Source organism: Streptomyces sp. NPDC099050, from assembly GCF_044759865.1.
In the GTDB taxonomy this organism is placed as follows: Bacteria; Actinomycetota; Actinomycetes; order Streptomycetales; family Streptomycetaceae; genus Streptomyces.
In genome coordinates this window covers 1-13,785 of sequence record NZ_JBIWAE010000002.1, presented here as the reverse complement: position 1 = coordinate 13,785, position 13,785 = coordinate 1, and the positions used below count along the sequence as shown (strand labels likewise).

General features: G+C 73.1%; 12 protein-coding genes and 1 pseudogene. 6 read left to right on the top strand and 7 right to left on the bottom strand.

All coding sequences use genetic code 11. The features are described from left to right. Positions 1-27: 27 nt before the first annotated feature. Genes ACIQV3_RS03090 through ACIQV3_RS03080 form a run of 3 tightly spaced genes read right to left on the bottom strand, consistent with a single transcriptional unit; the run spans position 28 to position 3,118 of the window. Positions 28-1,509 (bottom strand): bifunctional RNase H/acid phosphatase, encoded by a 1,482-nt coding sequence (locus ACIQV3_RS03090; protein ID WP_403709199.1) that lies wholly within the window; start codon positions 1,507-1,509, stop codon positions 28-30. Next, the gene (locus tag ACIQV3_RS03085; RefSeq protein WP_403710114.1) at positions 1,509-2,252 is read right to left on the bottom strand and encodes a zinc ribbon domain-containing protein; all 744 of its coding nucleotides are present in this window, start codon (positions 2,250-2,252) and stop codon (positions 1,509-1,511) included. The genes ACIQV3_RS03090 and ACIQV3_RS03085 overlap by 1 nt, the downstream gene beginning before the upstream one ends. Next, positions 2,249-3,118, bottom strand: a complete 870-nt coding sequence (locus ACIQV3_RS03080; RefSeq protein WP_403709197.1) for a Nif3-like dinuclear metal center hexameric protein — start codon at positions 3,116-3,118, stop codon at positions 2,249-2,251. The genes ACIQV3_RS03085 and ACIQV3_RS03080 overlap by 4 nt, the downstream gene beginning before the upstream one ends. Positions 3,119-3,698: 580 nt before the next feature. Here ACIQV3_RS03080 and ACIQV3_RS03075 point away from each other — a divergent pair. Beyond that, the gene (locus tag ACIQV3_RS03075) at positions 3,699-4,838 is read left to right on the top strand and encodes a hypothetical protein (protein ID WP_403709195.1); all 1,140 of its coding nucleotides are present in this window, start codon (positions 3,699-3,701) and stop codon (positions 4,836-4,838) included. Positions 4,839-4,935: 97 nt separating this feature from the next. Beyond that, a pseudogene (locus ACIQV3_RS03070) lies at positions 4,936-5,187 on the top strand (HAD-IA family hydrolase); the annotation flags it as partial. Between the two features lie 78 nt (positions 5,188-5,265). On the opposite strand, the gene ACIQV3_RS03065 reads toward ACIQV3_RS03070, so the two are convergent. The 3 genes from ACIQV3_RS03065 to ACIQV3_RS03055 form a co-directional block, all read right to left on the bottom strand. Then, positions 5,266-6,210 (bottom strand): 3-oxoacyl-ACP reductase, encoded by a 945-nt coding sequence (locus ACIQV3_RS03065; protein ID WP_403709193.1) that lies wholly within the window; start codon positions 6,208-6,210, stop codon positions 5,266-5,268. Positions 6,211-6,234: 24 nt separating this feature from the next. Next, a complete protein-coding gene (locus ACIQV3_RS03060; RefSeq protein ID WP_403709191.1) occupies positions 6,235-7,311 on the bottom strand; it encodes a Zn-dependent alcohol dehydrogenase in 1,077 nt (358 codons plus the stop codon). A gap of 101 nt (positions 7,312-7,412) precedes the next feature. After that, positions 7,413-8,285: a MaoC/PaaZ C-terminal domain-containing protein gene (locus ACIQV3_RS03055; RefSeq protein ID WP_403709189.1), complete on the bottom strand. Its 873-nt coding sequence runs from the start codon at positions 8,283-8,285 to the stop codon at positions 7,413-7,415. 296 nt (positions 8,286-8,581) lie between these two features. On the opposite strand from ACIQV3_RS03055, the gene ACIQV3_RS03050 reads away from it, so the two are divergent. From ACIQV3_RS03050 to ACIQV3_RS03040, 3 genes are all read left to right on the top strand, one after another. Beyond that, entirely contained in the window at positions 8,582-8,959 is a 378-nt protein-coding gene (locus tag ACIQV3_RS03050) for a DNA-binding response regulator (RefSeq protein WP_403710112.1), read from the top strand. A gap of 149 nt (positions 8,960-9,108) precedes the next feature. Continuing rightward, on the top strand, positions 9,109-9,519 hold the full coding sequence (locus ACIQV3_RS03045; protein WP_403709187.1) for a GntR family transcriptional regulator: 411 nt from the start codon (positions 9,109-9,111) through the stop codon (positions 9,517-9,519). A 103-nt stretch (positions 9,520-9,622) separates the two neighbouring features. After that, positions 9,623-10,489 carry a hypothetical protein gene (locus ACIQV3_RS03040; RefSeq protein WP_403709185.1) on the top strand — a complete coding sequence of 289 codons (867 nt, stop codon included), beginning with the start codon at positions 9,623-9,625 and terminating at the stop codon, positions 10,487-10,489. Between the two features lie 31 nt (positions 10,490-10,520). On the opposite strand, the gene ACIQV3_RS03035 is transcribed toward ACIQV3_RS03040, so the two are convergent. Next, positions 10,521-11,849, bottom strand: coding sequence for a cytochrome P450 (locus ACIQV3_RS03035; RefSeq protein ID WP_403709183.1), 1,329 nt, complete (start codon positions 11,847-11,849; stop codon positions 10,521-10,523). 179 nt (positions 11,850-12,028) lie between these two features. Between ACIQV3_RS03035 and ACIQV3_RS03030 the strand changes: the two genes are divergently transcribed. Next, positions 12,029-13,084, top strand: a complete 1,056-nt coding sequence (locus ACIQV3_RS03030; protein ID WP_403709181.1) for an amidohydrolase family protein — start codon at positions 12,029-12,031, stop codon at positions 13,082-13,084. Positions 13,085-13,785 lie beyond the last annotated feature (701 nt).

Sequence of the window (13,785 nt, the reverse complement as noted above, 5' to 3'; positions counted from 1 at the left end):
GCCTCGTCGTGCGGCCGGGCCGGTGGCTCAGCGCAGGTGGGACGTGTCGTTCAGGAGACGGACCGAGGCATTGCCGTCGGCGTAGTAGGCGACCGCCGACAGGGAGGCCGCCGACAGCTCCATGCGGAACAGGGCCTCCGGCGGGGCGCCCAGCGCGAGGCGGACCAGGATCTTGACCGGGGTCACGTGCGAGACGAGGAGCACCGTGCGGCCCGCGTGTGCGGCGAGCAGCCGGTCCCTGGTCGCCGAGATGCGGCGGGTGGCCGTGGCGAAGCTCTCGCCGCCGCCCGTGGGGGCGGCCTTCGGGGAGTCCAGCCACGCCTGGAGGTCCTCGGGGTGGCGCTCGCGCGCCTCCGCGAAGGTCAGGCCCTCCCACGCGCCGAAGTCGACCTCGCGCAGGCCCTCTTCGACGGTGACGGTGAGCCCGAGCCGGTCGGCGACCGCCTGCGCGGTCTCCCGGCAGCGGCGCAGCGGGGAGCTGATCACCGTCTCGATCGTGCCGCGCGCGGCGAGCGACTCCGCGACGGCGGCGGCCTGGCGGCGGCCCGCCTCGGAGAGCTCCGGGTCACTGCCGCCGCTGCCGGAGAACCGCTTCTGCGGAGTCAGCGCGGTCTCTCCGTGGCGCAGCAGCACGAAGGTGGCGGGCGGCCCCATGTCGGGCCCCCAGCCCTGCCCCACCGCGGGGGCGGAAGCGGCGCCGGTCCCGGGGGCCGTGCCGGTGCCGGTGGCCGCACCGGTGCCGGTGGCCGCACCGGTGGCCGTACCGGTGCCGGTGCCGGTGCCGGTGCCGGTGCCGGTGGCCGTGGCCGGCCCGGTGGCCGTGGCCGTGGCCGGTCCGGAAGCCGGGGTCGGGGCTTCCGCCGGGTGCACGAGGTCGGCCGGGTCCCCGAAGAGGGTGTCCGCGCCCGACGGTGCGGAGCCCGCCCGCGCGTTCGCGGCCGCGCCCGCGCGGGTCCGCGTACCACCGCCGGAGGCGAGGGCTGCGCGGACGGCCGCGGCGCCCTTCGCCGCGTCGCCCGGAGGGCCCTGCGGGGCGGCCAGGGCGCGGGCCGCCGAGGCGTCCAGGGCGGCGGAGGAGTTCGCGGGCTCCCACTGCTCGCCGCGCTTGCCCGCGTCCATCGCCTCGTTCGCGAGCCGGTCCGCGTGCTTGTTCTTCTCGCGCGGGATCCACTCGTACGTCACCTGCGCGCGCGGCATGACCTTCGCCGCCTCCGCCGCGAGCGGCTTCATGTCCGGGTGCTTGATCTTCCAGCGGCCCGACATCTGCTCGACGACGAGCTTGGAGTCCATGCGTACGAGGACCACCGCGTCCGGGTCCAGCTCGCGGGCGGCCTTCAGCCCGGCGATGAGGCCCTTGTACTCGGCCACGTTGTTCGTCGCGACGCCGATGTACTCCGCGCGCTCGGCCAGCGTCTCGCCCGTCACCGGGTCGAGGACGACGGAACCGTACCCGGCGGGCCCCGGGTTGCCCCGGGAGCCGCCGTCGGCTTCCACAACGAACCGCGGCATCAGATGCCCGCGTCGGCCATGCGGACCAGGATGCGGCCGCAGCTCTCGTGCCGGACGATCTGGTCGCGGGCGGCGGCCTTGATCTCGTTGACCTCGGCGAGGTCGAGCTCCAGGCGGCAGCCCTCGCAGCGGCGCTGCGACAGGCGCGCGGCGCCGACGCCGCCCTGCTTCACGCGGATCTTCTCGTACAGGGCGATCAGCGCGGCCGGCATCGAGGTGACGATGACCTCGCGGTCCTTGGCGATGCCCGCGACCTCGGCGTCGATCTCGCCGGTGGCGGCGTCGCGGCGCGCGGTGGCGTCGACGAGCTTGGCCTCCAGGGAGGCGACCCGGTCGGTGAGCTCGGTGACGCGCTCCTGCGCACCCTCCAGACGCTCCATGACCTCCAGGACCACGTCCTCCAGGTCGCCCTGGCGCTTCGCGAGGGAGACGACCTCGCTCTGCAGGTTGGCCAGGTCGCGGGCGGAGATGCCGACGCCGGTGTCCAGGCGGGACTGGTCGCGGGCGGCGCGCTGGCGCACCTGGTCCACGTCCTGCTCGGCCTTGGTCTGCTCGCGGGCGGCGTCGGTGGCCTGCGTCTGCGCGGCGACGAGGAAGTCGCGCTGCTGGGCCAGGTCGCTGGTCAGTGAGTCGACCTCGGCGTGCTCGGGCAGCATCTTGCGCTTGTGGGTCAGCTGAGACAGCCGGACGTCCAGGGCCTGGACGTCGAGAAGTCGGATCTGGTCGGCGGGCTCGGCGTTCAGTTGGGGGCTCCAGGGAGAGAAGGGGGCGTCGAAGAGGATGTCACGGACGGCGCGTGCGCCGTCCACGGGTCGGTGGCCGTGCGCGAGACGTGGGTCCGCAGACCCCAGCCGCTGCGCTCGGAGATGGCGTCGAGCTGGGCCGCGGCCTGCTCGCACCAGGGCCATTCGGTGGCCCAGTGGGCGGCGTCGACGAGGGCGAGCGGGCTCTGCTCGCGGGCCTCGGACACCGGGTGGTGGCGCAGGTCGGCGGTGACGTACGCGTCGACTCCGGCGGCCCGGACCTGCGCGAAGAGGCTGTCGCCGGAGCCGCCGCTGACGGCGACCGTACGGATCATCGCGTCGGGGTCCCCGGCCACCCGGATGCCCTGCGCGGTCGGCTGGAGCCAGGCGGCGACGCGCGCGGTGAACTCGCGCAGCGTCTCGGGCCGGTCCAGCTCGCAGAGCCGGCCCAGGCCCCGGCGGCCGTGGGGGTCGCTCGGATCGGGCACGAGCGGGCCGGTGACGCGCAGGTCGAGGGCGCCGGCGAGGGCGTCGGAGACGCCCGGGTCGGCGGTGTCGGCGTTGGTGTGGGCGACGTGCAGCGCGATGTCGTTCTTGATCAGCGTGTGCACGACGCGGCCCTTGAAGGTGCCGGCCTCGACGGTGGTGGTGCCCCGCAGGTAGAGGGGGTGGTGGGTGACGAGCAGGTCGGCACCCAGCTTCACCGCTTCGTCGACGATCTCCTGGACGGGGTCGACGGCGAACAGGACCCGGGTGACCTCGGCGTCGGGGTCGCCGCAGACGGTGCCGACGGCGTCCCACGCCTCGGCCCGCGAGGGGGGCCACAGGGCGTCCAGCGCGGCGATGACTTCAGAGAGACGGGGCACAGGCCAAGGCTACCGTCCGTGGCGACCGGCCAGCTCTGGTCCCGGAGCCTGATTCCCTCGGCTCGGCGGCCAGTGCTGTGGCCGAGGGCTTCTCGCTCAGCCCCGAGGGGTCTCATGACGGCCAAGACCTGACCGCTGCCGGAGATCGCCCCCTTCCCGGAGGACAACGACGGCCACCACACGATGCTCACCGGGCGGCCGCCCTTCACCCGGGCCGAGGACTTCTGGGCCGGCTCCTTGAGCAGGGACCCGCGCAGGTCGTCGAGGACCTTGCCGGCGGCGGCCTCGTCCGTGCGCTCCGGGCCGGTCTCCACCGCGAGGTCCTCGGCCTTCCGGCTCTGCGGGTGCGGGTTTCCGGGGCCGGGTGAGGACCTGAGGATGGGGGGCGGGCAAAGACCGGAGAAGCAGGTGAGGTGCGCCTCACCAGGGCCCTCATCCCAAACGCCCCGATATCGCACAGCACAACCGCCTCGTCCTCCACAGCCGAATCGCCGCCGCGCCACACGTATGTGTGAAGCGGGGATTGTCGCGTTGTCCGGGGAGAAGCGCGATCACTACGTTCCTCGGCGGAGGTAACGCGATGACTGTCTGTGCCATCGAGAAGACCAGCGCGACCCCGTTCACCATCGCCGCCGACGGGTCCTACGCCGCCCGGCTGGCCGGGGACGGCGAGGCCCGCTACCCGGAGCGCTGGACGCTGACCGGGCCCGAGCCGTACGCGGTGCCCCTGCCCCTCGCCCAGCCCGAGGAGGCCGACAGCGAGGTGCTGCCGCTGACCGACGGGCGGGTGCTGATCCACCGGCGGGTGGCGGAGCGGCACGGCTTCGCGCTGCTGTACCCGACGGGCGGGGGCGCCACCGCGGACGGGGCCGCCGGGCCCCGGACCGGGGAACTGCAGCTCGGCGCGATCGCGGCGCAGGACGGCGTACGGGTCACCCTGCTGCCCCCGTCCCCCGACGGGCACGGGGCCTTCGCCCTGGCCGTGGGCGCCACCTCGACCACGGTCTGGCAGGTGGCCGGGGTCCCCTTCGGGCCGGAGGCGGTCGCCCGGATCCCGGGGCGGTGTTCGGGCGGGGTCTGGCTGGACCGGACCGGCCGGCTGCTGGCGCTGGACCGCGAACTGGACGGCCCGGCCGGGCCGGTGACCAAGGCGGTGGCCGTGGACCTGCGGCGGGGCGGGGAGGTCTCGCCGCTGCTCCAGATCGCGGAGGCCAGCAACGACCGGCTGCTGCTGGCCGACGCCGACAGCGGGCTGCTGCTGATCCGCTCGGACGCGCCGGGCGAACCCCGGCTCGGCTGGGGGGTCCTGGGCAGCGCCCGCCCCGTGCGCTTCCCTGAGTGCCTGCGGGCCGTCGGGGCCACGGCGACGCCCTTCGCGGTGCAGCCGGGGCAGGTGCTGATGCCGGAGAGCTGCGGGGTCGCCCTCCGCGTGGACGAGGCCGGCGACGGCTACGGCGGCTCCGTGGCGGGACTGGCCCTGTGGCGCCCCGCCGACCGGCACGTGTTCCGGCTCGGCGCCCCGGCCGGCTGGCTCGGCGGCACGGGCCGCTGGACCCCGGAGGGCCGCCTGCACCTCCCGTACGCGACCTCCGAAGTCCCGTGCGGAGTCCTGGGCATGACCCTCCCGGTCTCCCCGCCCCCGCCCATCCGCCTGGACCCCATCCCCCTCCCGCCGGCGCCTACCCGCCCGGTCCCTTTGCAGCAGGCACCGCTGGGGTGAGCGCGTCACGCTCCCGGGCGTCTGCCATCCAGGCCCGGTGACGAACTCCACGACGGACTCCGCGACGAACTCCACGCCCTACGACGCGGTCCTCCGTGACCTCGACAACGTGATCCGCTCCTACGACACGACGCACGTGGTGAGCAGCGCCCGGGTGGGCGTGGCCAAACCCGACCGGGAGATCTACGAGATCGCCGCCGGGCGCGCGGGTGTCGCTGTGGACCGGTGCCTGTTCATCGACGACCGGCTGGAGAACATCGAGGCGGCCGTCGCGCTGGGCATGACCGGCGTGCACTACCGGGAGCCGGCCGACCTCCACGAGCCGCTGGCCTTCGCCCTCGCGCGGTGAGGGCCGTACGGCACGCCGGTGGGGCGGAGGGCCCTCGGGCACGAGGGTCCACCGCCCCACCGGCGTTGCTCGTACCGGTCAGCCGTCGTGCTTGAGGCCGAGGACTTCCGCCGCCGCGAAGGTTTCGTTCGGGGGGCGGGAGTCGTAGTGCGGGGTGAGGACCTCGTCGAGTTCCTCGTAGGAGAAGGACTCCTTGGTGGTGTCGAACTTCGCCGCCACCTTGGGGCGTTCCATGACGACCACGATGCCGCCGTGGACGACGAACAGCTGTCCGTTGGCCTTGGCCGAGGCCGGGGAGGCCAGGTAGCCGACGAGCGGGGAGACGTGCTCGGGGGCGAGGGCGTCGAGCTTGCCCTCCTCCGGGACCTGGAAGCCCGCGAAGACGTCCTCGGTCATACGGGTACGGGCGCGCGGGCAGATGGCGTTGGCCGTGACCCCGTACTTGGCGAGGGCCAGGGCGGTGGACGTGGTCAGGCCCACGATGCCGCCCTTGGCCGCCGCGTAGTTGGGCTGGCCGGCCGAGCCGCCGAGGAAGGCCTCGGAGGAGGTGTTGATGATCCGGCCGTAGACCGGTCCGCCCGCCGCCTTGGAGCGTTCGCGCCAGTGCACCGAGGCGAAGTGGGTCGTGTTGAAGTGGCCCTTGAGGTGGACCCGGATGACCGAGTCCCACTCCGACTCCGACATCGAGAAGACCATCCGGTCGCGCAGGATGCCCGCGTTGTTGACCAGGACGTCGAGCTTCCCGAAGCTGTTCACCGCCAGCTCGACCAGCTCGCGCGCCTGCTCGAAGTCGGCCACGTCGCCCAGGTGCGCCACCGCCTGTCCGCCCGCGGCGCGGATCTCCGCCGCGACCTCCTCCGCCGGGGCGGCCGAGGCCTCGCCGGAGCCGTCGCGGCCGGGCTGCCCGAAGTCGTTGACGACCACGCTCGCACCGAGCCGGGCGAGTTCGATCGCCTCGGACCGGCCGAGGCCGCGGCCGGCCCCGGTGACGATGGCGACGAGTCCCTCAAGTGGCAGTGACATCCGTACGGTTCCTCTCGAAACGGGTCAGAGTTCGATGCAGGTGCGCAGGGCCACGCCCGTACGCATCTGGTCGAGCGCGTCGTTGATCTCGGCGAGCTGCACGCGGTGCGTGATCAGGCCCGCCAGGTCCACCCGGCCGGCCCGCCACAGCGCGATGGTGCGCTCGTAGGAGCGGAGCACGTCGCCGCCGCCGTACATCGACGGCAGGATCTTCTTCTCGTCGAAGAAGAGGGAGAACATGTTGATCGAGTAGTTGTCGTCGAGCGCACCCGCGCCGACCACGACGACGGATCCGCCGCGGCGGGTCATGTCGTAGGCGGTCTTGGTGGTCGCGGACTTGCCGACGACCTCGAAGACGTAGTCGAAGCCCTCGCCCGCGGTGATCCGGTTCTTGGCGTCGGCGAACTCCTCCGGGGAAACCGCCTCGGTGGCGCCGAAGCGCAGCGCGGCCTCGCGCCGGGAGGCGACCGGGTCGACGGCGACGATCTGGGCCGCGCCCTGGACCTTTGCGCCCTGGATGACGGAGATGCCGACGCCGCCGCAGCCGATGACGGCGACCGAGGAACCGGCCTCCACCTTGGCGGTGTTGATGGCCGCGCCGAGTCCGGTGGTGACTCCGCAGCCGATCAGGGCGGCGATGTCGAAGGGCACGTCGTCGGGGATCGGTACGGCGCAGCCCGCCGGGACCACCATCTCCTCGGCGAAGGTGCCGGTGCCGGCGAAGCCGAAGATCGGGCTGTCGCCGCGCTGGAAGTTGGGGGTGACCACGTTGCCGAAGGCCTCCAGGCACAGGTGGCCCTGGCCGCGCTTGCAGGAGGGACAGTGCCCGCAGGGCGGGAGCCAGCAGACCAGGACCCGGTCGCCGATCTTGTGGCTGGTGACCCCGTCACCGACGTCGGTGATCACGCCGGAGCCCTCGTGACCCGGGATGAAGGGGGCGGGCTGCGGGAGGACGCCGCTCATCGCGGAGAGGTCGGAGTGGCACAGGCCGGTGGCCTTGACACGGATCTTGACCTTGCCGGGGCCGAAGCCCACGGCCTGCATGTCCTCGACGACCTCGAGCTTGTCCTGGCCTATCTCGCTCTGCAGTGCTGCGCGCACGGTGCGGCTCCTTCGGTGGGTGTGCGGGGTTACTCGCGTGCTTCGGCTGCGCGTCCGGCTCAGCGCGTCCGGCTCGGCACGTCCGGCTCAGCGCGTCCGGCTCAGCCGTGTTCGACGACGGTGTCGGCGAGGACCGGGGCGTCGTCCCGGTCGGCGGCGCTCACCGTGACGAGGACGCGGCCCGGCTCCTGCCACATCCGGATCCGCAGGGTCTCGCCGGGGAAGACGATCCCGGCGAAGCGGGTGCGGTAGGCGCGGACGCGGGACACGTCGCCGTCCAGGAGGGTGTCGACCACGGCCTTCAGGGTCATTCCGTACGAGCACAGGCCGTGCAGGATCGGCTGGTCGAAGCCGGCCATCTTGGCGAACTCGGGGTCCGCGTGCAGCGGGTTCCAGTCGCCGGAGAGGCGGTACAGCAGCGCCTGCTCCTCGCGGATCTTCCGCTCCTCCACCCGGTCGGGCGCCCGCTCGGGCTGCTCGGCCTTGACGGAGGGGCCGCGGTCGCCGCCGAAGCCGCCTTCACCGCGTACGAAGATCGACGCGTCGGAGGTCCACAGCGGCCCGTCGGCGTCCGCGACCTCGGTGCGCAGGACGATCACCGCCGCCTTGACCTTGTCGTAGACCGCGGCGACCGTGGCCGTCGAGGCGGCCTCCCCCTTGACCGGGATGGGCCGGTGCAGCTCGATGGACTGGCTGCCGTGCAGCACGTTGGCGAGGTTGACCTCGATGCCCGGGGCGGCGAGGCCGCCCATCATGGCCATCCCGGCGCCGGCGACGGTCGCGAAGCTGGGGAGCACGTGGAGCTTGGACTCCAGGGTGTAGCGCAGCTCGTCGGGGTCGGTGGCGGCCCCGGGATTGTTCGGGGAGGTACCCGCGCCGAGTCCGAGGTGGTAGAGCTGGATGTCCTTGTGGTCCCAGGCGATGTTCCCCCGGCGGGGTTCGGCGGCGAGGGCCTTGGCGGCATCGATCGGCATGGGCGTGCTGCTCCCTGTGTTGGAAACACCGTCTTTGAGGCACCGGCTGTGGGGCACCGTCTGTGCGAGCGCGGTGCCTTGGAAGACCTCGGCGCGGCCGTCCGCACCGTCGGCCGCACCGAGGTCGTATGCGGGACCCGGCACTCTAGAACGCGTTCTAGGTTGCCCGGTGAAGGAATGTATAACGCACGCCCCAGCACTTGGGAAGACTCCTGACGATCTGTCAGCCACAGTTCCCGCGCGGCGCGTTGCGCCGGTACGAGACGCTTCGCCCCTACCCTGGCCGGGTGAACGAGATGCCCGTTGCCCAGCGCCCTGCCCGATCCCTGCGGGTGCTCCTGGACCCGCCGAACCCGGCCCTGGCGGTGCTCCTCGGCCTCCAGCCGGACATCGAGGTCGTGACCTCGCCGCTGGCCCGCCCGGCGGTGGCACTGACCGAGTCGGTGGACCGCGTCCCCGCGCTCCTGGCGGAGGATCCGGAATGCCGGATCCTGGTCCTGACGGGCTCCGCCCATCCCGGCCTGCCCCAGGCGGCCCTCGCCGCCGGCGCGGCCGGCCTGGTCCTGCGGGACGGCCCGGTCGAGGACCTCGCGGACGCCGTCCGCCGCGCCTCCCGGGGTGAGTCGGTGGTAGACCCGGCACTGGAGACACCGCGGGCGCCGCAGTCCTCGTAGAGGCTGCGGCGGTCGGCCCACCATCACCCACGAACCGGGCCCCGCTCCTGAGCGCGAGGCGTCGGGCCCTCGACGCCGGCACATGAACGCTCTTGACACCCGGGGCTCCCGCACGCCACCCTTTCACCACTTCCTTAGTGAAAGAGTGGATGACCGGCGTGATCGAGTACCGCATCGACCGGCGCAGCGGTGTGGCCACCTATCTCCAGATCGTGCAGCAGACCAAACAGGCGCTTCGCTTGGGCCTGTTGGAGCCTGGGGATCGGCTACCCACTGCCCGTGAGGTGGTCGAGGCCCTCGCCATCAATCCCAACACGGTGCTCAAGGCGTACCGGGAACTCGAACGTGAGGGCCTGGTGCAGGGCCGCAGAGGGCTCGGCACCTTCGTCCGCCGGACGCTGGGCGAGGGCGGGGCGGCAGACGGGGCACTGCGCACCGAACTCGCCCAGTGGCTGGCACGGGCCCGGCGGGCGGGCCTGGAGCAGGAAGACATCACCGCACTGTTCACCTCCGTACTGAGCGGATCCGACAGTGAACCGACCCGGGGGGACGAAGAATGACGGCAGCCATCGAAGCGCACGGCCACTCTGGAAGCACTCGTGCCCGCCCGCCTCGGCGCCCCGGACGTCCCGGCCCCGCTCACCCGGCCCTGGAGGTGGCGGCATGACCATCCCCGAACTGCGCGGACCCCTTCGAGTCACCGTCAGTCTGCACCGCCACGCGCTGTGGGCCTCCCTCGCCCTGGTGCTGCTGGCCGCCACCGCCCTGCCCGCCGGTCACTGGTACGTCCAGTCACTGGCCGAGGACCTCACCGCGACCGGTTGCAAAGTGGAGAACACGGTGTCCGGCTGCGGCATCCAAGTCCGCGGCTTCCTCTCCCGCAGCTTGTACGTCCACAAGATGTTCCACCTCGTCGCGCTCGCCGTGAGTGCGCTGCCCCTGCTCCTCGGCGCGTTCGTCGCGGGTCCACTCATCGGGCGCGAGTTCCAATCCGGTACCTACCGACTCCAGTGGACCCAGTCGGTCGGTCCGGCCCGCTGGCTGGCCGCCAAGCTGGCGGTGCCCGTCGCCGCCGTGCTCCTCGTCCTGCCCGCGTTCGTGCTGCTGGCCGCCTGGATCAAGCGGGGAACGCGCGACACCTGGTACCCGATCCAGTGGTACGACCTCCCCGTGTACGGGGCGACCGGTCCGGTCGCGGTGGGTTACGCCCTCCTCGGCATCGCTGTCGGCGCCCTGGCCGGCCTGCTGATCGGACGTACGCTGCCCGCCGTGGCCGCGGCCGTGACAGCGGTCGGGATCGTTTGTGCGGTGATCGTCCTCCTCCGTCCCCGGCTCTGGCCCGCCCTCGACGGGACCCCGCGCGGCGGAGACAACTGGCACCTTTCCGATCCGGTCGAGCACATCGGGTTGCGGTACCACCCCGAGTCCCACTTCTGGCCGCTGCAACTGATCGAGAGCGCAATCCTGCTGACCCTCGCCGCCGCCGCGATCGTCGCCGCCTTCGCGCTCCTGCGCCGCCGGCACCGCTGACGGGCCGACGGCTCAGCCGGAGGCGGACGACTCAGTCGGAGGCGTTCGTCGCGGTCGTCGCGGTGGTCGCCGTCCAGTCATCGACGGTCCGGGACGGGTCCAGGGCGACCGGCAGCCTCTCCAGCCCGCGGAAGGCCGGGAACGGCCCCTTGAGCCACTCCTCGTGGCCCGGCTCCGGCGTCGCGAGGACCATGTCGGGGAACCGGTCGAGCAGGGCCGTCAGCGCGGTCTCCAGCTCCATCCGGGCCAGCGGGGCGCCGAGGCAGTAGTGGGGTCCGTGGCCGAAACCGAGGTGGGTGCTCTGCACCCCCTTCCGCGTCACGTCCAGGGTGTCCGGCTCCGCGAACTTCTCCGGATCGCGGTTCGCCGACGAGATCGCGATCTGGACCAGCGACCCCCGCGCGATGGCGACTCCCCCGATCTCCAGGTCCTCCAGGGCGTAGCGGAACGTGGAGGTCTCCACGGAGCACTCGAACCGGACGAGCTCCTCGATCGCCTGGGGCAGGAGCCCCCGGTCCGCCCGTACGAGCGCCAGCTGGTCGGGGTGGGAGAGCAGCGAGAAGACGGCGTTGCCGATCTGGTACGTGGTCGTCTTGTGCCCGGCGAAGAGGAGCACCCACATCATCGAGACGAGCTCGTCGTCGGTCAGCGCCCCGTCCTCGTGCTCCGTCTGGATCAGCACGGTGAGGAAGTCGTCCGAGGGCTGCGCGCGCTTGCGGGCGACCAGGCCGAGGAAGTAGTTCCGCAGCCAGTGTTCCGCCGCGGCCAGGTCGTCGGCCAGGTCCTTGCTGAACCGGGAACGCGTCACCTGCCCGAACCACTTCAGGACCTCGGTGCGCTCGTCCCCGACGATGCCGAGCAGTTCACAGATGACCATGACGGGGAGCGGCAGGGCGAAGGAGGTCATCAGGTCGACGGGGGTGTCCGTCGGACACTTGGCCAGCAGTTCGCCGGCGAGCTGCTCGATGCGCGGGCGCAGGAGCTTGACGTGGCGCGGGGTGAAGGCCTCGTGGGCGATGTGCCGCAGCCGGGTGTGCCGAGGGGGGTCGGCGAAGATCAGGTTGTCGTCGAGGGCGTCACAGGTGTCGCCGAAGACCGCGTGGTAGATGTCGATGCCCTCGTGCATGTCCTTGCCGATGCGCGGATCGGACAGCGCGAGCCGGGCGTCGTCGTACCGGGTGATGAGATACGTGTCCACCCCGTGGCGCGTGGTCAGCTTGCAGACGGGCGCCTGCTCGCGCAGCGACCGGTAGACCGGGTAAGGGCACGTACGGTACTCCGGCGTGCCCATGGACACGGCCGCCTGGGCTTCGCCGACGGGGAGGCCGTCACTCACGGCCACTGCGGGTTCGGTCGTCACGGCTCAGACCTCTCGTGGGGCTCGGGACTCGACTGTCCAGCCACCTCACTCCCTCGGCCCGCGCCCCGCATAACGCCCATTACCCCGTTCGGGCCCGAAACTACGCCCGCGTGGGCGGATCGGCCGGGTCCCCGAGCCGTCCCGCGATCACCCTCGCGGCCCCGCCATAAGGTCCCCCCATGCCGGACATCGCAGACATCACCCCGCCCCCGCCGGACGACGGCAGTGACAGCCGGATCGACGTCCACCACCACTTCTGTGCCCCGGAGTGGCTGGAGTGGGCCGAAGGCCAGGGCCTGGCGAACCGGAAGGCCCTGCCCCCATGGGCGCGCTGGGACGCGGCGGCGGCCCTGGACCTGATGGACCGCGCGGGCATCGCCACCGCCGTCCTCAAGCCGATGCTTCCGGCGCGCTACACGACGTCCGCCCAACTGCGCGAGGCCACGGCCGTCACCCTGCGGGCGGCGGCGGAGGTGACGGAAGCCCACCCGGGCCGCTTCGCCTTCCACGCCCCGCTCTTCCTCGACGACCCGGAGGTCGCGCGCTGGGCGCTGCGGCGGGGGCTCGACGAGCTGGGGGCGGTGGGGGTGAACGTGACGGCCAACTACGGAGGCGTCTACCTGGGCGACCCCTCGTACGACCCCCTCTTCGCGGAGCTGAACGAACGCTCCGCCGTGGTGGACACCCATCCGCACAACCTGCCGGGCGCGGGGCCCGGCGCGGGGCCCGGCGCGGGGCCCGGCGCGGGCGGCGGGCCGGGGGCGGTGGCCGTGCCGGGGATCCCGCACTTCCTGTGCGACTTCCTGCTGGACACCACGCGGGCGGCGCTGAACATGATCCACAAGGGCACCCTGGACCGGTTCCCGAACCTGTCGGTGATCCTGCCGCACGCGGGCGGCTTCCTCCCGCACATCGCCACCCGGGTACAGGCCTTCGCGGGCGCGCTCACCCCGCCCGTCGATCCGGCGATGGTGCGGGACCACCTGCTCCGCTTCTACTACGACACGGCCGGGCCGATGTCCCCCGCGGGCACCCTGCTGGCGATGGCGTCGCCCGATCGCATCCTCTTCGGGAGCGACTGGCCCGCGTGTCCTTCGGACATGGTCACGGACATCGCGTTGCCGGCGCTGGCGGGTGACCCGGCCCTGACGCCGGCGCACCAGCGGGCGGTCAACCGGGACAACGCGTTGCGCTTGATGCCGAGCCTGGCTCCGCTGAGCCCTGCGCACGCCTGAGCGACCGCCGCCCCGAACCCTGCCCGCTGCGCGGGCCCGCCCCACCCCCACAGCCCCGACCGCGCCCGTCGCCGCTGCGCGGGGCGAAGTCCCCCGCCGCGCCCCTGACCGCTGCGCGGGGCGAAGTCCCCCGCTGCGACCCTTGCCGCTGCGCGGGGCGAAGTTCCCCGCTGCGCCCGTTGCCGCTGCGCGGGGCGAAGTTCCCCTACCCGCCCTTCCACCGTTCCCCGGGCTCCGCCCGGACCCCGGTCCTCAAACGCCGGACCGGCTGAAGAGCAGGGGTCCCGGGCTTCGCCCGGACCCCCTGGGGCTCCGCCCCAGACCCCGCGCCTCAAACGCCGGCGAGGCTGAATTGGCGCGGGCGAGCCGAAAGGGGGGTACCGGGCTGCGCCCGGACCCCCCTGGGGCTCCGCCCCAGACCCCGGTCCTCAAACGCCGGACGGCTGAAAGGGCCCGGGCGGATGTTCCCCCGACCCGGGGTCGGTGGGGGCTGCGTGCCCGGGGTCGGGGACGGGGGCGGGGTGGGGTGTTGGCCGGGACGTAAAGCGTGATTTGTGGCGCGAGAACAACCCGCGCCCTGTCGAAGCAGCGCACAGGGCGCCTAAATCATGCAGTCCAGGCCGACACCCCCCCCCCCCCCCCGCCCCGCCCCCCCCCCCCCGCGCCCCGCGCCCCCGCCCCCCCCCCCCCCGCCCGCGGCG